This window comes from Enterobacter cloacae complex sp. 677-3DZ2D5B, from assembly GCF_004136695.1.
GTDB lineage: Bacteria > Pseudomonadota > Gammaproteobacteria > Enterobacterales > Enterobacteriaceae > Enterobacter > Enterobacter hormaechei_C.
In genome coordinates this window covers 65,546-83,727 of sequence record NZ_QFLS01000017.1, presented here as the reverse complement: position 1 = coordinate 83,727, position 18,182 = coordinate 65,546, and the positions used below count along the sequence as shown (strand labels likewise).

The 18,182-nt window shown below is 57.2% G+C and carries 13 protein-coding genes; 7 read left to right on the top strand and 6 right to left on the bottom strand.

All coding sequences use genetic code 11. The features are described from left to right. The first annotated feature begins 12 nt into the window (after positions 1-12). Positions 13-2,460 carry a glycogen phosphorylase gene (glgP, locus tag DD597_RS21550; protein WP_023314966.1) on the top strand — a complete coding sequence of 816 codons (2,448 nt, stop codon included), beginning with the start codon at positions 13-15 and terminating at the stop codon, positions 2,458-2,460. A gap of 87 nt (positions 2,461-2,547) precedes the next feature. Here the strand turns inward: glgP and glpD are convergent, their stop codons facing one another. Continuing rightward, complete coding sequence (gene glpD, locus DD597_RS21545; protein WP_023314965.1) at positions 2,548-4,056, bottom strand: glycerol-3-phosphate dehydrogenase; 1,509 nt, start codon at positions 4,054-4,056, stop codon at positions 2,548-2,550. A gap of 254 nt (positions 4,057-4,310) precedes the next feature. Between glpD and glpE the strand changes: the two genes are divergently transcribed. From glpE to DD597_RS21530, 3 genes are read left to right on the top strand one after another with little or no spacing between them, the layout of a single operon-like run. Beyond that, positions 4,311-4,643 carry a thiosulfate sulfurtransferase GlpE gene (glpE, locus tag DD597_RS21540; protein ID WP_003861590.1) on the top strand — a complete coding sequence of 111 codons (333 nt, stop codon included), beginning with the start codon at positions 4,311-4,313 and terminating at the stop codon, positions 4,641-4,643. A gap of 47 nt (positions 4,644-4,690) precedes the next feature. Beyond that, the gene (gene glpG, locus DD597_RS21535) at positions 4,691-5,521 is read left to right on the top strand and encodes a rhomboid family intramembrane serine protease GlpG (RefSeq protein ID WP_003861592.1); all 831 of its coding nucleotides are present in this window, start codon (positions 4,691-4,693) and stop codon (positions 5,519-5,521) included. A 16-nt stretch (positions 5,522-5,537) separates the two neighbouring features. After that, entirely contained in the window at positions 5,538-6,296 is a 759-nt protein-coding gene (locus DD597_RS21530; RefSeq protein ID WP_003861593.1) for a DeoR/GlpR family transcriptional regulator, read from the top strand. A 62-nt stretch (positions 6,297-6,358) separates the two neighbouring features. On the opposite strand, the gene malT is transcribed toward DD597_RS21530, so the two are convergent. After that, positions 6,359-9,064, bottom strand: coding sequence for an HTH-type transcriptional regulator MalT (gene malT, locus DD597_RS21525; protein WP_003861595.1), 2,706 nt, complete (start codon positions 9,062-9,064; stop codon positions 6,359-6,361). 572 nt (positions 9,065-9,636) lie between these two features. On the opposite strand from malT, the gene malP reads away from it, so the two are divergent. Both malP and malQ read left to right on the top strand, forming a co-directional pair. Continuing rightward, entirely contained in the window at positions 9,637-12,030 is a 2,394-nt protein-coding gene (malP, locus tag DD597_RS21520) for a maltodextrin phosphorylase (protein ID WP_023314963.1), read from the top strand. 9 nt (positions 12,031-12,039) lie between these two features. Then, positions 12,040-14,121, top strand: a complete 2,082-nt coding sequence (malQ, locus tag DD597_RS21515; RefSeq protein WP_110108766.1) for a 4-alpha-glucanotransferase — start codon at positions 12,040-12,042, stop codon at positions 14,119-14,121. An 86-nt stretch (positions 14,122-14,207) separates the two neighbouring features. Here malQ and gntT read toward each other — a convergent pair whose 3' ends face one another. The 3 genes from gntT to gntX form a co-directional block, all read right to left on the bottom strand. Then, entirely contained in the window at positions 14,208-15,524 is a 1,317-nt protein-coding gene (gntT, locus tag DD597_RS21510; protein WP_003861600.1) for a gluconate transporter, read from the bottom strand. A 305-nt stretch (positions 15,525-15,829) separates the two neighbouring features. Further along, the gene (gene nfuA, locus DD597_RS21505) at positions 15,830-16,405 is read right to left on the bottom strand and encodes a Fe-S biogenesis protein NfuA (protein ID WP_003861601.1); all 576 of its coding nucleotides are present in this window, start codon (positions 16,403-16,405) and stop codon (positions 15,830-15,832) included. Between the two features lie 61 nt (positions 16,406-16,466). Next, positions 16,467-17,147: a DNA utilization protein GntX gene (gene gntX / locus DD597_RS21500; protein WP_129256572.1), complete on the bottom strand. Its 681-nt coding sequence runs from the start codon at positions 17,145-17,147 to the stop codon at positions 16,467-16,469. A gap of 36 nt (positions 17,148-17,183) precedes the next feature. Between gntX and bioH the strand changes: the two genes are divergently transcribed. After that, the gene (gene bioH, locus DD597_RS21495) at positions 17,184-17,966 is read left to right on the top strand and encodes a pimeloyl-ACP methyl ester esterase BioH (protein WP_045894719.1); all 783 of its coding nucleotides are present in this window, start codon (positions 17,184-17,186) and stop codon (positions 17,964-17,966) included. On the opposite strand, the gene feoC is transcribed toward bioH, so the two are convergent. Next, positions 17,941-18,177 (bottom strand): [Fe-S]-dependent transcriptional repressor FeoC, encoded by a 237-nt coding sequence (feoC, locus tag DD597_RS21490; RefSeq protein WP_017384148.1) that lies wholly within the window; start codon positions 18,175-18,177, stop codon positions 17,941-17,943. The genes bioH and feoC overlap by 26 nt on opposite strands. Positions 18,178-18,182: the final 5 nt, after the last annotated feature.

The window sequence follows — 18,182 nt, the reverse complement described above, 5'->3', positions numbered from 1 at the left end:
GAAGTTACTGATATGAATGCTCCATTTAGCTACTCTTCCCCCACGCTCAGCGTTGAGGCGTTGAAACACTCCATCGCCTATAAGCTGATGTTTACCATTGGGAAAGATCCCGTAATTGCCAACAAACATGAGTGGCTGAACGCCACGCTGTTTGCGGTGCGCGATCGTATGGTCGAACGCTGGCTGCGCTCCAACCGCGCCCAGCTCTCGCAGGAGACGCGACAGGTGTATTACCTGTCGATGGAGTTTCTGATTGGTCGCACCCTCTCCAATGCGCTGTTATCGCTCGGGATTTATGACGACGTCAAAAACGCACTGGAAGAGATGGGGCTGGATTTAGAAGAGCTGATTGACGAAGAGAACGACCCGGGGCTGGGTAACGGTGGTCTCGGGCGTCTTGCCGCCTGCTTCCTCGATTCACTGGCGACGCTGGCGCTGCCGGGGCGCGGCTACGGTATTCGCTACGACTACGGCATGTTCAAGCAGAACATCGTGGATGGCCGTCAGAAAGAGTCCCCGGACTACTGGCTGGAGTACGGTAACCCGTGGGAGTTCAAGCGCCACAACACGCGCTACAAGGTGCGTTTTGGCGGGCGTATTCAGCAGGAAGGTAAAAAATCCCGCTGGGTGGAAACCGAGGAGATCCTGGCCGTGGCCTACGACCAGATCATCCCCGGCTACGACACCGATGCGACCAATACGCTGCGCCTGTGGAACGCGCAGGCCAGTAGCGAGATCAACCTGGGTAAATTCAACCAGGGCGACTACTTCGCGGCGGTGGAAGATAAAAACCACTCTGAGAACGTGTCCCGCGTCCTGTATCCGGATGACTCGACCTACTCAGGCCGCGAGCTGCGCCTGCGTCAGGAGTATTTCCTCGTCTCGGCAACGATTCAGGATATCCTTAGCCGTCACTATCAGCTGCACAAAACCTATGCGAATCTGGCGGAAAAAACCGCTATTCACCTCAACGATACCCATCCGGTGCTGTCGATCCCTGAGCTGATGCGCCTGCTGATTGACGAGCATAAGTTCAGCTGGGATGACGCGTTTGAAGTAACCTGCCAGGTGTTCTCGTACACCAACCATACGCTGATGAGTGAAGCGCTGGAGACGTGGCCGGTGGATATGCTCGGCAAAATTCTGCCGCGCCATCTGCAAATCATCTTCGAGATCAATGACTACTTCCTCAAGACCTTGCAGGAGCAGTACCCGAACGATACCGGTCTGCTGAGCCGCGCCTCGATCATTGATGAATCCAACGGGCGTCGCGTACGCATGGCCTGGCTGGCGGTGGTGATCAGCCACAAGGTCAACGGCGTATCAGAGCTGCATTCGAACCTGATGGTGCAGTCGCTGTTTGCGGACTTCGCGAAGATCTTCCCGACGCGTTTCTGCAACGTGACCAACGGCGTCACCCCGCGCCGCTGGCTGGCGCTGGCGAACCAGCCGCTCTCCGACGTTCTGGATGAGAACATTGGCCGCACCTGGCGCACCGATTTGAGCCAGCTGAGCGAGCTTGAGCAGCACATCGATTTCCCGACGGTGAACAAAGCGGTACGGGAAGCCAAGCTGCTGAACAAGAAGCGTCTGGCGGTCTGGCTGGCGATGCATCTGAACGTGGTGGCGAACCCGAAAGCGCTGTTCGACGTGCAGATCAAACGTATCCACGAGTACAAGCGTCAGCTGATGAATGTCCTGCACGTCATTACCCACTACAACCGCATTAAGGCTGACCCGACGGCGGAGTGGGTGCCGCGTGTGAAAATCTTTGCCGGTAAGGCGGCCTCCGCGTATTACATGGCGAAGCACATCATTCATCTCATCAACGATGTGGCGAAGGTGGTGAACCACGATCCGGACATTGGCGATAAGCTGAAGGTAGTGTTTATCCCGAACTACAGCGTGAGCCTGGCGCAGCTGATCATTCCGGCGGCGGATCTCTCTGAGCAGATTTCCACGGCGGGGACGGAAGCATCCGGCACCAGCAACATGAAGTTTGCCCTGAACGGCGCGCTGACTATCGGCACGCTGGACGGCGCAAATGTCGAAATGCTGGAGCATGTGGGCGCGGAGAATATCTTTATCTTCGGGAATACGGCGGAAGAGGTGGAGGCGCTGCGCAAGCAGGGCTACTCGCCGCGTGAGTATTATGAAGAGGATGAAGAGTTACGCCAGGTGCTGACGCAAATCGCCACCGGAGTGTTTAACCCTGAGGAGCCTGGACGCTATCGTGACCTGGTGGACTCGCTGATTAACTTTGGCGATCACTATCAGGTGCTGGCGGATTACCGCAGCTACGTGGATTGTCAGGATAAGGTGGACGAACTGTACCGTCAGCAGGAGAAGTGGACCAGCACCGCGATGCATAACATCGCCAACATGGGCTACTTCTCGTCAGACAGGACCATCAAAGAGTATGCCGAGAATATCTGGCATATTGATCCGGTGCGGTTGTAAAAACAAAGCCCGGTGGCGCTGCGCTTACCGGGCCTACGGGATCGAGTAGGCCGGGTAAGGCGGAGCCGACACCCGGCTTTTTTTCAATTACGACGCCAGCGATAATTCACGCTTTCCCGCATGTTGCGCCAGCCACTGCGCCACGCGAGACTGCTGCTCGGCATTCAGCCACATCCCTTCTTTAGTACGACGCCAGATGGCATCGTCCAGACGGCGCACCCACTCGTGTTCCACCAGGTAGCGCAGCTCGGCTTCGTATAGCTCATGGCCAAAATGCTCGCCCAGATCGGCAATCTCTTTCGCGTCGCCGAGGAACAGTTCGGTGTTGCTGCCGTAGGTGCGGGCGTAGTGGCGCGCCATGCCTTCGGTAATGAACGGGAAGCGGCGACGCAGCTTCGCGGCGTAATCGTCGCGGTTATCGCCGATATCGCCGCCAGGCAGCACGGCGCCTTTCGTCCACGCCGGGCCGATGCCTTTGTAATACGGCGCCAGTTTCTCCAGCGCGTGCTCCGCCAGTTTACGGTAGGTGGTGAGCTTACCGCCAAACACGGAGAGCAGAGGCGCCTGACCGTCAACGTCGTGAATATCAAGCGTATAGTCACGGGTGATGGCCTGCGGTGAGTCAGACTCGTCATCACACAGCGGACGCACGCCGGAGTAGGTCCAGACCACGTCATCGCGCGCCAGCTGTTTCTTAAAGTGCGCGTTGTACACTTTCAACAGGTAGCTGACTTCACTCTCGTCGATCTCAACGTTTTTCGGATCGCCTTTGTACTCCACGTCGGTGGTGCCGATGATGGAGAACTCGTCCATCCACGGGATCACAAACACAATGCGCTTGTCTTCATTTTGCAGGATATAAGCCTGTTTCTGGGTATGCACGCGCGGCACCACGATGTGGCTGCCCTTAATCAGGCGGATGCCGTACGGTGAAGGCAGGTGCATGCCGTCGTCGAAGAACTGTTTCACCCACGGGCCGGTGGCATTCACCAGGCCGCGCGCTTTCCAGCTAAACTTCTCGCCGGTATCCACGTCTTCCGCTTCCACAATCCACAGGCCGTTTTCGCGGCGTGCGGCGGTGGCGCGGGTGCGGGTTTTCACCTCGCCGCCTTTCTTCTCGACCATCTGCGCGTTAGCCAGTACCAGACGCGCATCGTCCACCCAGCAGTCGGAATATTCGAAACCGCGCACGATTTCAGGCTTAAGGACCGATTCTGAGCCAAAACGCAAACCGGTTGAACCCGGCAGGCTGGTGCGTTTACCCAGATGATCGTACATAAACAGACCGATGCGGATCATCCACGCCGGACGCAGATGCGGGCGATGGGGCAGGCGGAAGCGCATCGGGATCGCCAGATGCGGGGCCATTTTCAGCAGCACTTCGCGTTCGGCCAGCGCTTCGCTGACCAGGCGGAATTCGTAGTGTTCCAGGTAGCGCAGGCCACCGTGGATCAGCTTGGAGCTGGCGGACGACGTCGCGCAGGCGAGATCGTTAGCTTCCAGCATCAGCACGGATAAACCGCGTCCTGCGGCATCAACCGCAATACCGGCACCGTTGATGCCACCGCCTATCACAATCAGATCTTTGGTTTCCATAACACCCTCATGCACTTTCGTTAAAGCTCAAAAATGTTCGATATCGCTCATAATAGCAAAGGAACGCGCTTTTGGTAACATCAAAAAAACAATTTAGAGTGATATGGATAACATAATGGCGTTTACCCGCCGCCAGGACGTACACTACGGGGTAAAATCGTGCGGTCTGATGCTCTCACCCCAGCCCTCTCCCACGGGGAGAGGGTAGGGTGAGGGGAAAACCGCACCACACCTGAATATAAGATGAGAACACCATGGATCAGTTTGAATGTATTAACGTAGAAGAAGCCCACCAGAAGATGCACCAGGGAAAAGCGGTGCTGGTGGATATCCGCGATCCGCAGAGCTTTGCGATGGGCCACACGCCGGGCGCGTTCCATCTCACCAACGACACGCTGGGCGCGTTTATGCGCGATAACGACTTCGATACCCCGGTGATGGTGATGTGCTATCACGGCAACAGCAGTAAAGGCGCGGCGCAGTATCTGCTCCAGCAGGGTTACGAGGCGGTATACAGCGTCGATGGCGGCTTCGATGCCTGGCATCGTCATTTCCCGGCAGAAGTTGAATACGCGTTTGAGCGCTGATCCCGCTATACTGTCCCCTTTTGTGTGGAAATAAGCGACCGCTGCCCATGTTGATGATCACCTCTTTTAGCAACCCGCGCGTCGCCCAGGCGTTTGTCGACTATATGGCGACGCAGGGCATTATCCTGACTATTCAGCAGCATACACAGACGGATGTCTGGCTGGCAGACGAAAGCCAGGCTGGGCGCGTGAACGCCGAGCTGGCGCGTTTCCTGGAAAACCCGGGCGACCCGCGTTATCTGGCGGCAAGCTGGCAATCCGGCCAGACCGGCAGTGGCCTGCACTATCAACGTTTTCCGTTTCTCGCCACCCTCCGCGAGCGCGCAGGACCGTTTACGCTGCTTTTAATGGTAGCCTGCATCATCGTCTTCATTATTATGAGCGTGGTGGGTGACCAGAGCGTGATGATTGCCCTCGCATGGCCGTACGATCCCTCCCTGCAATTTGACGTCTGGCGCTACTTCACGCATGCGCTGATGCACTTCTCGGTGATGCATATCCTTTTTAACCTGCTGTGGTGGTGGTATCTCGGCGGGGCGGTGGAGAAGCGGCTCGGCAGCGGCAAGCTGATTGTGATCACCCTTATCAGCGCCCTGTTAAGCGGCTACGTGCAGCATAAATTCAGCGGTCCATGGTTCGGCGGGTTATCCGGCGTGGTGTACGCCCTGATGGGTTACGCCTGGCTCAGAGGCGAGCGCGACCCGGATAGCGGCATCTATTTACAACGTGGATTAATAACCTTTGCGTTAATATGGCTTATTGCCGGATGGTTTGATCTGTTTGGTATGTCTATCGCCAATGGTGCGCACGTTACCGGCCTGGCGGTCGGGCTGGCGATGGCGCTGGCCGATACGCTCCATGCGCGAAAGCGAACATAATTCCCAGGGATATTTCATGAAACAAACACAACGTCATGACGCCATTATCGAACTGGTAAAAAAACAGGGATACGTCAGTACTGAAGAGCTGGTGGAGCAGTTTGCCGTTAGCCCGCAAACCATCCGTCGTGACCTCAACGACCTGGCCGATCAGAACCGTATTCTGCGTCACCACGGCGGCGCCGCGCTGCCGTCCAGCTCGGTGAATACCTCATGGCATGACCGTAAGGCGACGCAAACGGCAGAGAAAGAGCGTATCGCCCGTAAAGTGGCGAGCCAGATCCCGAACGGCGCGACGCTGTTTATTGATATCGGCACCACGCCGGAAGCGGTCGCCCATGCGCTGCTGAACCACGAGAACCTCCGCGTGGTGACCAACAACCTGAACGTGGCCAACACGTTGATGCAGAAAGACGATTTCCGCATCATCCTCGCGGGCGGCGAACTGCGCAGCCGCGACGGGGGCATTATCGGCGAAGCGACGCTCGATTTTATCTCTCAGTTTCGCCTCGATTTCGGCATTCTGGGGATCAGCGGCATCGACACCGACGGCTCGCTGCTGGAGTTTGATTACCACGAGGTGCGCACCAAGCGCGCGATCATTGAAAACTCACGTCACGTGATGCTGGTGGTGGATCACTCCAAGTTTGGTCGTAACGCGATGGTGAACATGGGCAGCATCAGCATGGTGGATGCGGTTTATACTGATGTGATGCCACCGGCGGGCGTGATGCAGGTGATTAAAGATAATAATTTGCAGTTAGAGTTATGTTGAGAAGCCATTCTCCCTCTCCCTGTGGGAGAGGGCCGGGGTGAGGGCATCAGACCGCAAAGGATTTACACTCCGTACCCCATCATCTTCAACAGCTGCTGCGCATGCTGCACCGCATCCTGACGGTGCGCCACGCCCAGCTTCTGATACAGATTGCGAATGTGCGTTTTGATGGTGGTCGCCGCCACCGCCAGCTCGCCGGCAATCTGCTCGTTGCTGTAGCCGGAATAGATCAGCCCCAGCACCTGCCATTCACGCTGGGTGAGCGGGCTGGTACGGATAAGCTCCGGCACTTCCGGATGGTTCAGCAGACGTTCAACAAAGTTCTCATCGAAGTGCGCAAACTTGTGGCGATGATGCTGGTTAATCTCGCGCAGAATGCGCTGGGCGCGATGCTGATCGAGTTCCGGCAGCGTGTTGAGTTGAATCAGCTGGCGCAGCTGCTGGGCCATCACTTCACCCTCAATTACAAAGTGGCTGATAAACCCGGTGCGGTTCGCCAGCTGCAACGCTTCCAGCAGTACGCGCTGGGCATCGTTTTTACGTCCTGCCTGCCAGTAAAGCTGGTTTAACAGCAGCAGGTTGCGGTTTAAATCGCTCATCAGGCGCAGGCTGCGGGCGTTTTCGTTTAACTCTTCCAGCACGATCTCGGCAGGCTCAAAGTCACCCAGCAGGATCTGCACGCGGGCAATATTGCGCCACTGGCTTTGCAGGAAGTGGTTATTGGCAAATTCCGGTTTAGGCGTGTGACGCAGCCAGTTGGCGGCGGACTTTTTATCGCCGGTCATCTGCCAGTAAATCACCCTGACCTTATCGGCGTTGGAGACCCAGTCGCTATGGTACTGTCCGTTGCCGAGCAGATTTTCCAGGCGGTTAAGGTGGTTACGGGCATTATCCAGGTCGCCGCGTGCCAGCGAGCACTGCACCAGCAGAGCCAGACACTGGAGCTGCTGCTGCGGCTGGAAGCTCGAAAGGACATTCAGACCCTGGCGGGCGCAGCTTTCTGCTTCATCCAGACGCGACCATGCCCACAGCAGCTGAGCGCGAATACGCAACAGGAACTCGTGCATCGGCAGCTGTTCCAGATGTTGTTCACGGATCAGCTGGAAGGCTTTCTCCTGGTTTTCCCAGGCTGCTTGCAGAAACCCCTGAGCAAATAAAATCTCGCTTTGCTGGATCAGGCTCCACAGGGCGTAATGCCAGACATCGTGGCGGCGCGCCATCTGTTCGGTTTGCTGCATGAGTGAAAGCGAACGCGTGAGATCGCCCTTACAGTGCAGCACTTCGCCGTGTACCGAGGTGGCCACAATACGGCTGTAAAAATTCGCCAGCGGCAGCTCATCCAGCGCGACCATCGCCAGCCGTTCAGCTTCATCCGGGTCCCCGTCGTTAATCGCCACCTGTGCGCGCAGGGCGTTAAATTCGCCGTGCAGGGTGGTATCCATCTCGCTTTCCATCTCCTGCTCGGCGCGCGCCAGCAGGGTGTTCACTTCGCTGTAGCGATGCTGGCTCTGCATCAGCCAGGCCTGGAGCAGCACCAGACGCGGATTCTCCAGCAGGCTTTCCCACGGCAGCGCTTTTAACGACTCTTCCAGCAGCGTCAGTTCGCTGTGGTTGAACAGTCCCCACGCGTGGTTGAGCAGAATATCGCGCAGCATACCGGCATCCCCGGCGGCCAGCGCATGGTGGATAGCCTCGCTCGGGAAACCTTGCGCCATCCAGCTTTCGGCGGCGGCGCGGTGAATGTCAGGCAGCTCTGCGGCCAGTTCCCACTGGCAACGCTGGCGCAGGAAGCTGCCAAACAGCGGATGGTAGCTAAACCATTCGCCGTGATCGTCCATACGCGTCAGGAACAGACCCTGACGTTCAATCTCTTCGAGCTGGAGCTGCCCGTTTTCAATACCGGTGACGCGCACAATCAGCGCGTCGTTCATGGAGCGCAGCAGGGAGCTTTTCAGCAGGAAATGGCGGGTGGAGAGGTCAACGCTGTCGAGTACCTCATCCACCAGATAATCCGACAGGTGGCTGGCGTTGATGCCCGCCAGGCGGCGTGCGGACTGATGCGTCGGGCTGTTGTTTTGCCGCGCGGAGAGGGCAATCAGCTGAAGCGCCGTGGCCCAGCCGGCAACGTCATCGCACAGGCGGCTGCTTTCAGACGCCTCAATCGGAGACGTCAGACGGCAGTCAAAGAACTGCTTCGCTTCCTGATGGGTAAAGGCCAGCTGCTGACTGCCGATTTCCAGAAGCTGATCGCGCACCCGCAGGTTGGCAATGCCCAACTGCGGAAGGTTACGCGACAGGACAACCAGCGTCAGGTTTTCCGGCTGATGGCGCAGGAAGAAACGCATGGACTCGTGAATAACCGGGTTGGTGATCAGATGATAATCATCAATCACCACATACAGCGGGCGATGCCATTCGGCCAGCTCGATAAACAGCTGGGAGAAAAGAGAGGACAGGCTGGCGTACTGGCGCTTTTGCACCATCACCTCGCTGGTGACGCAGTGTCCGTTGGTCGCCTGCTGAATCGCGGCAATTAAATAGCTGGCAAAACGCTCCTGCTGGTTATCACCCTCATCCAGGGAGTACCAGCCAAGATCGCTTTTACCTGCCGCCCATTGCGAAATGAGCGTTGTTTTTCCATAACCCGCAGGACTCGTAACCAGCGCCAGTCGGAAATTATGCGCACCGGAAAGTTTAGCCAGCAGGCGCTCGCGGACCACAGTATGGTCAAGACGAACCGGGCGACTTAATTTGGACGGAATCAACATAGTTTTCACTTCACTGTGGGGAACGAGAGAATTTATTTTTTTTGCGCTTCGTAATTAATATCTATAAGTTCGGCCAATAGAGGAACTATTGCAAGTTATGTCTGGGTTTGGAGGCTCTGAATTTGCACTCTGTCACAAAACATTCTCATCACTGATGGAACTTTCCGTAAATGGCTGGATGCCGCGCTGCTTCTGGCTTGTCTGCATGACGCTCGGTTGCGCTGAAACTGGTTTCAGAAAGAGATAATGGCGGTGAAGTTAATTAACTTTGGGGAAAGTTGCATGGGCTTAATAGTGGTGCTGAATAATCCCGACGCGCGGAAATATTATTCTACGTAAGTAATCATTTCAGCGATGATTAATTTCTTCCGAAACTGCATTTCATTTCTTTGAGGTTCTTCCGGGATCGCTTTTTCCGCGAAGCGCACACTTACACAGTGGCCTCGATCACACTTTTATGCTCATCCCCGCTACTCCTCCCTGCCTAATCCCCGACAGGAGGAGGAAGAGGCGCAATGAGCCAGGCACACTAGCGCCAAATGTGTTTTCTCTCTACAGGATGCCGATTCCCTATGTCACAGCCTACTTTCAACAAAGCTCAATTTCAGGCTGCCCTGACGCGTCAGTGGCAGCGTTTTGGCCTTCATGCTGCAAACGAGATGACGCCTCACCAGTGGTGGCAGGCGGTGAGCGGGGCGCTCGCAGAACAGCTGGACGCTCAGCCTGTGGCGAAGCCTGTGAAAGGCCAGCGTCACGTCAACTACATTTCGATGGAGTTCCTGATTGGCCGTCTGACGGGTAACAATCTGCTGAACCTTGGCTGGTATCAGGAGGTCGGTGACGTGCTGAAAGAACACGACATCAACCTGACCGATCTGCTGGAAGAAGAGGTTGACCCGGCGCTGGGTAACGGCGGTCTGGGACGTCTGGCAGCCTGCTTCCTGGATTCCATGGCAACGGTGGGCCAGTCGGCGATTGGCTATGGCCTGAACTATCAGTACGGCCTGTTCCGTCAGTCATTTGCCGACGGCCATCAGATGGAAGCGCCGGACGACTGGCACCGCAATACCTATCCGTGGTTCCGCCACAACGCGCAGCTGGATGTGCAGGTCGGGATTGGCGGGAAAGTCACGAAGCAGGGACTCTGGGAACCGGCGTTCACCATTACCGGTGAAGCCTGGGACCTGCCGGTACTCGGCTACCGTAACGGCGTGGCGCAGCCGCTGCGTCTGTGGCAGGCGAAGCACGCGCATCCGTTTAACCTGACCAAATTCAACGACGGTGACTTCCTGCGCGCCGAGCAGCAGGGGATCGACGCCGAGAAGCTGACCAAAGTCCTCTATCCAAACGATAATCATCTGGCGGGTAAAAAGCTGCGTCTGATGCAGCAGTACTTCCAGTGCGCCTGCTCCGTGGCGGACATTCTGCGTCGACACCACCTGGCGGGCCGCAAGCTGGCTCAACTGCCGGACTTCGAAGTTATTCAGCTTAACGACACGCATCCGACCATTGCCATCCCGGAACTGCTGCGCGTGCTGATCGACGAGCATCAGCTGAGCTGGGACGACGCCTGGGCCATCACCAGCCGCACCTTCGCCTACACCAACCACACCCTGATGCCGGAAGCGCTGGAGTGCTGGGATGAGAAGCTAGTGAAAACGCTGCTGCCGCGCCATATGCAGATCATCAATAAGATTAACGACCAGTTCAAAACGCTGGTGGAGAAAACCTGGCCGGGTGACAAAGCCGTCTGGGCGAAGCTGGCGGTGGTTCACGATAAGCAGGTACGCATGGCGAACATGTGCGTGGTCAGCGGCTTTGCGGTGAACGGCGTGGCGGCGCTGCACTCGGATCTGGTGGTCAAAGATCTGTTCCCGGAATACCACCAGCTGTGGCCGACCAAATTCCACAACGTGACCAACGGCATTACGCCGCGTCGCTGGATCAAGCAGTGCAACCCGCTGCTGGCTGGCCTGCTGGACAAGACCCTGAAGAAAGAGTGGGCCAACGACCTGGACCAGCTCATCAACCTGGAAAAACAGGCCGACAACGCGAAGTTCCGCGAGCAGTACCGCGCCATTAAGCTGGAGAACAAGGTTCGTCTGGCTGAGTTCGTGAAAATGCGCACCGGAATTGAGATCAACCCGAATGCGATTTTCGATATCCAGATCAAACGTCTGCACGAGTACAAACGTCAGCACCTGAACCTGCTGCACATTCTGGCGCTGTATAAAGAGATCCGCGAGAATCCACAGGCCGACCGCGTTCCGCGCGTGTTCCTGTTCGGTGCGAAAGCGGCGCCGGGCTACTACCTGGCGAAAAACATTATCCTCGCCATTAATAAAGTGGCGGCGGCGATCAACAACGATCCGAAAGTGGGCGACAAGCTGAAGGTGGTGTTCCTGCCGGACTACTGCGTTTCTGCGGCTGAAATGCTGATCCCGGCGGCGGATATTTCCGAGCAGATCTCTACCGCCGGTAAAGAAGCGTCCGGTACCGGCAACATGAAGCTGGCCCTGAACGGTGCGCTGACCGTCGGCACGCTGGACGGTGCGAACGTCGAAATTGCCGAGAAGGTCGGCGAAGAGAACATCTTTATCTTCGGCCATACTGTTGAAGAAGTGAAAGCCATCAAAGCCAAAGGGTACGACCCGGTGAAATGGCGTAAAAAAGACAAAGTGCTGGATGCGGTGCTCAAAGAGCTGGAAAGCGGGAAGTACAGCGACGGCGACAAGCACGCGTTTGACCAGATGCTGCACAGCATGGACAAACAGGGCGGCGACCCGTACCTGGTGATGGCTGACTTCTCGGCTTATGTTGAAGCGCAGAAGCAGGTCGACGTGCTGTATCGCGACCAGGATGCCTGGACCCGCGCGTGTATCCTGAACACCGCGCGCTGCGGTATGTTCAGCTCTGACCGCTCAATCCGTGATTATCAGGCTCGTATCTGGCAGGCAAAACGCTAAGGAAGCGCGATGGAGAGTAAACGTCTGGACAGTGCCGCGCAGGCGGCGGGAATTAGCCTCAGTTACATCAATGCGCACGGCAAACCGCAGTCTATTGGTGCGGACACCAAAAGACGTTTGCTGGATGCCATGCACAAAACCGATGCGAAAGCGTCGGGTGCGCCGGTGCCGAACGTGAAGGTCTTTACCGCGGGCAAAAAGATGCCGCTGGCGGTGGAAGGGCGCGGCGAGTTCAGCTGGCTGCTCACCACCGAAGAGGGGCATCAGCACAAAGGCCATGCCACAGGCGGCAAAACCCTTAACCTTCCGGCGAAGCTGCCGGAGGGCTACCACACGCTTACGCTTACCCGGGACGACCAGCGTTTTCACTGTCGGGTGATCGTGGCGCCAAAGCGTTGCTATGAGCCGCAGGCGCTGCTTGAAGGCAAAAAGCTGTGGGGCGCCTGCGTGCAGCTCTATACCCTGCGTTCGGACAGCAACTGGGGCATTGGCGATTTTGGCGACCTGAAAAAGATGCTGGCATCCGTGGGCGAGCGCGGCGGCGCGTTCATCGGCCTCAACCCGATCCACGCCCTCTATCCGGCCAACCCGGAAAGCGCCAGCCCGTACAGCCCGTCGTCCCGTCGTTGGCTGAACGTGATTTATATCGACGTTAACGCGTTAGACGATTTCAAAAACAGCAAAGAGGCGCAGGCGTGGTGGAAGCTTGAGACCACCCAACAGATGCTGAAACAGGCCCGCGATGCGGACTGGGTCGATTATGCCTCCGTGACCGCGCTGAAAATGGCGGCGCTGCGTCTGGCATGGAAGGGCTTTGCGAAGCGTGACGACGAGCAGATGGCAGCCTTCCGCCAGTTTGTGATGCAGGAAGGTGAGAGCCTTTACTGGCAGGCAGCGTTTGATGCGCTGCATGCGTATCAGGTCCAGGAGGATGAGATGCGCTGGGGCTGGCCGGTGTGGCCGGAAGACTATCAGTCCGTGGATACCCCGGAAGTGAAGGCGTTCTGTGAGACGCATGCCGACGAGGTGGATTTCTATCTCTGGTTGCAGTGGCTGGCGTACAGCCAGTTTGCCGCCTGCTGGCAGGTGAGCCAGGGCTATAACATGCCGATCGGGCTGTATCGCGATCTGGCCGTCGGCGTGGCGGAAGGCGGGGCGGAAACCTGGTGTGACCGCGAGCTTTACTGCCTGAAAGCTTCGGTGGGTGCGCCGCCGGATATTCTGGGCCCGCTTGGTCAGAACTGGGGCTTACCGCCAATGGATCCGCACGTGATGGCGGCGCGTGCCTACGAGCCGTTTATCGACCTGCTGCGCGCTAACATGCAGAACTGCGGCGCGTTGCGTATCGACCACGTGATGTCCGTGCTGCGCCTGTGGTGGATCCCGTACGGTGAAACGGCTGACCACGGGGCGTACGTGCAATATCCGGTGGACGATTTGCTCTCAATCCTCGCGCTGGAGAGTAAACGTCATCAGTGCATGGTGATTGGCGAAGATCTCGGAACCGTGCCGGTGGAAATTGTCAGTAAGCTCCGCGACAGCGGCGTCTACTCCTACAAAGTGCTGTATTTTGAAAACGACCATGAGAAAACCTTCCGCGCGCCGAAAGCGTACCCTGAACAGTCAATGGCAGTCGCGACGACGCATGATCTTCCTACGCTCAGAGGCTACTGGGAAAGCGGCGACCTGACGCTCGGCAAAACGTTAGGTCTCTACCCGGATGAAGAGGTGCTGCGCGGGTTGTATCAGGATCGCGAGCTGGCGAAACAGGGGCTGCTGGACGCGCTGCATAAGCATGGCTGTCTGCCGAAGCGCGCCGGGCATAAGGCGTCGCTGATGTCGATGACGCCAACGCTTAATCGTGGCTTACAGCGCTATATTGCCGACAGCAACAGCGCATTGCTCGGTCTGCAACCGGAAGACTGGATTGATATGGCGGAGCCGGTAAACATCCCCGGCACCAGCTATCAATACAAAAACTGGCGACGCAAACTGTCCACCACGCTTGAGGCGATGTTTGCCGATGACGGGGTGAACAGGTTGATTAAGGATTTGGACAAGCGCAGAAGAGCGGTGGGTAATAAGCGGTAGTTTCACCCTCACCCTAACCCTCTCCCAGAGGGAGAGGGAATAGAATGTAGGCCGGGTAAGCGTCAGCGCTACCCGGCTTTTTTACATCAAACCACCATATTCAACAGCAGCACACCAACCAGACCGCACACCGAAATAATGGTTTCCAGCGCGGACCAGGACTTGATGGTTTCACCGATGGTCAGGTTGAAGTACTCCTTGAACAGCCAGAAGCCCGGATCGTTCACGTGGGAGAAAATCACGCTGCCCGAACCGACCGCGATAACCATCAGTTCAGGGCTGACGCCCGTCGTGGCAATCAGCGGTGCCACGATGCCGCCTGCGGTAATCGCCGCAACGGTCGCAGAGCCCAGCGCAATACGCAGAACGGCGGCGATAGACCACGCCATCAGCAGCGGCGATACGTTGGTTTCATGCATCATGGCAGCGATGTATTTATCCACGCCGCTGTCGACCAGCACCTGCTTGAACGCGCCGCCGCCGCCGATGATCAGCAGCATCATGGCGATGATTTTGATGGAAGAGGTCAGCGTGTCGTTGATCTGATCCATGGAGCGACCGCGGTTAAGACCGAAGGTAAACATCGCAATCAATACCGCAATCAGCGTTGCCATTACCGGGTCGCCCAGGAACTCCGCAACGGACAGGAACGCGTGACCTTTCGGCAGAACCATCTCTGCTATGGCACGCATCGCCATCAGGATCACCGGTACCAGTGAGGTCCAGACGCTGACGCCAAAGCCTGGCATCTCTTCTTCAGTAAAGGTTTTGGCGCTGTACAGCCCTTCCGGGATAGGCTTATCGATGCCTTTCAGGAAGCGCGCATACACCGGGCCTGCCAGAATCACCGTCGGGATCGCCAGAATCGTACCGAACAGCAGGGTTTTACCCATATCGGCGTGGAAGATGGTGGCGATAGCCGTTGGACCCGGGTGCGGCGGCAGGAAACCGTGGGTGACGGACAGCGCCGCAGCCATCGGCACGCCCACGAACAGCAGCGGGATGTTGGCGGCAGCGGCGATGGTGAACACCAGCGGCAGCATCAGGACGAAGCCCACTTCATAGAACAGTGCGAAACCGACGGTAAAACCGGTTAACACCACCGCCCACTGGATGTGCTGCTTGCCAAATTTATCGATAAGGGTAGTGGCAATACGCTGCGCGCCACCGCAGTCCGCGAGCATTTTACCGAGCATGGCGCCGAAGCCCATGATCAGCGCCAGGCTGCCGAGCGTACCGCCGACACCGGCTTTAATGGAGCTGATAACTTTAACCAGCGGCATTCCCTGCATCAGACCGACTGCAAGTGCCACCAGAACCAGAGCGATAAATCCGTTCATTTTGAAGCGGATCATCAAGAGCAGTAATAACACAACACCGATAGCGACGATGACTAATGGCATGATTGACCTGGCCTTTGAATTGTTATGGGTAACGTCATTGTTTCAACGACAAATTCCGGTTGTCCCAACTGGGAACAGAGTGTTAACGGCACTCATACTGATGCCTGCGAAAACGTTAAGTTTAGTCGGCTGTTATAAGGGTGTTGAGTGCCCACGAGAATGATACGGGTAACATGATGTGATTGAGAATCACCCAGGGAGGCAAAATTTGAATTATGAGACGCAGGTCAACATATAGAGGGGGAGGCAAGAAAATGTAGGCCCGGTAAGCGCAGCGCCACCGGGCAATACAGACGGGCACTGAATCAGTAGTAGGAGTGCTCGCCGCGCTGGTGCTCTGTCAGATCGCGCACGCCTTTCAGTTCCGGGAATTCGTTCAGCAGCTGCTTCTCGATCCCTTCTTTCAGGGTGACATCGACCATGGAGCAGCCGTTACAGCCGCCGCCGAATTGCAGGATTGCCAGACCATCTTCGGTGATTTCCATCAGGGAAACACGTCCCCCGTGGCCGGCCAGCTGCGGGTTGATCTGCGATTGCAGCAGATATTCCACACGCTCCATCAGCGGGGCATCGTCAGAGACTTTACGCATTTTCGCGTTCGGTGCCTTCAGCGTCAGCTGAGAACCCAGCTGGTCGGTGACGAAATCAATCTCCGCATCTTCAAGATACGGCGCGCTCAGCTCATCAACGTACGCGGTGAGCTGTTCAAATTTAAGGGCAGTGTCAGTTGCTTCCACGGCATCCGGAGGACAATAAGAGACACCACATTCTGCATTCGGAGTGCCTGGATTGATCACAAACACGCGGATCTGCGTCCCTTCTTCCTGATTTGCCAGCAGTTTGGCAAAGTGCGCTTGTGCAGAATCGGAAATACGGATCATAGCTTTGGCCTAATAGTTGACTAAATTACCTGGGTATAATCATACGCCCATTGAAGAAGGGCTACAAGGTACGGCACAGACACCATACCTGAACTGACGCGGCGCCGCTTTGCAAAAGCAGTCGGGAAAGTTCAGCCACGGTACTGCCCGTGGTGACGACATCATCCACAATCGCGATATGGAGACCGTTGACCGGCAATTCAAGGCGAAAGGCGTTTTTCAGGTTCCTTTTGCGCGACCGGGCGTTGAGCCGGTGCTGAACGGCAGTGGCATGAGTACGTTTCAGCGCAGAGGCGGGGTACCGGCAACCCAGCCAGCGGGCGAGCGGACGGCACAGCAGGTCGCTCTGATTGTATCCCCGCCGCCAGTGGCGGCGCTGAAACAGTGGCACGTTCACGAGCGTGTCGACCGGCGCTAGCCCACGTGTTCTTCGCGCCTGCAATACCGCCAGTAATAACAGGCGTGCCAGCGGCTGCGCCAGCGCGATCTGGCTGGAAAATTTGAACTGATGAACCAGACGACTCAGCGGCAATACATAATCATCCACCGCCACCAGCGCGCTCCACGGCGGCGCTTTTTTCAGGCATCGGCCGCAGGGAAGCGTCTGGCTGACGGCAGGCAAGCCGCATTGCGGACAGCCCTTCAGGTAACCCAGCGCTCGCGTGCAAACGGAACAGACGCCCCACGCGCTCAAGGCAAGTGGCATTCGGCATAGCCAGCACAAGCCGGGCACTGTTAGCATACGCAACCTCCATGTGAAAAAAGAGAACGTTAACTGATGAAGACGCTGTGGTGGCAGACCGTTGGGACGGGAAATTGTCATCTTGTGCTGCTGCACGGATGGGGACTGAACGCCGAAGTGTGGCGTTGCATAAGTGAGGAACTGGCCTCGCAATTCACGGTACACCTGGTAGATCTACCGGGCTATGGCCGCAGCCGCGGCTACGGCGCGATGACGCTCGACGACATGGCGGAGCAGGTTCTGGAAGCGGCGCCGCAAAAAGCCGTCTGGCTCGGCTGGAGCCTGGGCGGGCTGGTGGTAAGCCAGATTGCGCTGCGCCATCCTGAGCGGGTCCAGGCGCTGATCACCGTTGCCTCATCACCCTGTTTCAGCGCCCGCGAGGCGTGGCCGGGCATTAAACCCGAGGTGCTGGCCGGGTTCCAGCATCAGCTGAGCGAAGACTTCCAGCGGACGGTGGAGCGTTTTCTGGCGCTACAAACCATGGGAACAGAAACCGCCCGTCAGGACGCACGGACGTTGAAGCAGACGGTGCTTTCTCTGCCGATGCCGGAGGTTGAGGTGCTGAACGGTGGACTGGAGATCCTGAAAACGGCCGATCTGCGCGAGCCGCTGGCGTCGTTAACGGTGCCGCATCTGCGTATTTATGGCTATCTGGATGGACTGGTTCCGCGCAAGGTGGTTCCGCTGCTGGATGCGCTGTGGCCGGAGAGTAAATCAATGGTGGTTGCCAAAGCGGCACATGCGCCGTTCATCTCTCATCCTGCTGAGTTTTGTTCGGCGCTGTCCGGTTTTATCAGCGAAGCGTCCACCACTCCCTGAGACAGGCTTTGCCTTCAGGACAACTCTTACAACTGCCGGACAGACAACCGTCCGGCTCTTCCTGAATGCGCACGGCTTTCCCCATCGCCTCCAGCCTTTCCAGCATGGCATCGATCATCGGCTGCGGCGTATGCAGGCTGAGGCTGAGCTGCTTCGCCTCCATTCGTCCCTGTAACGCCAGTAAGTCACGAACCTGAATCAACGATGCCATCTTTT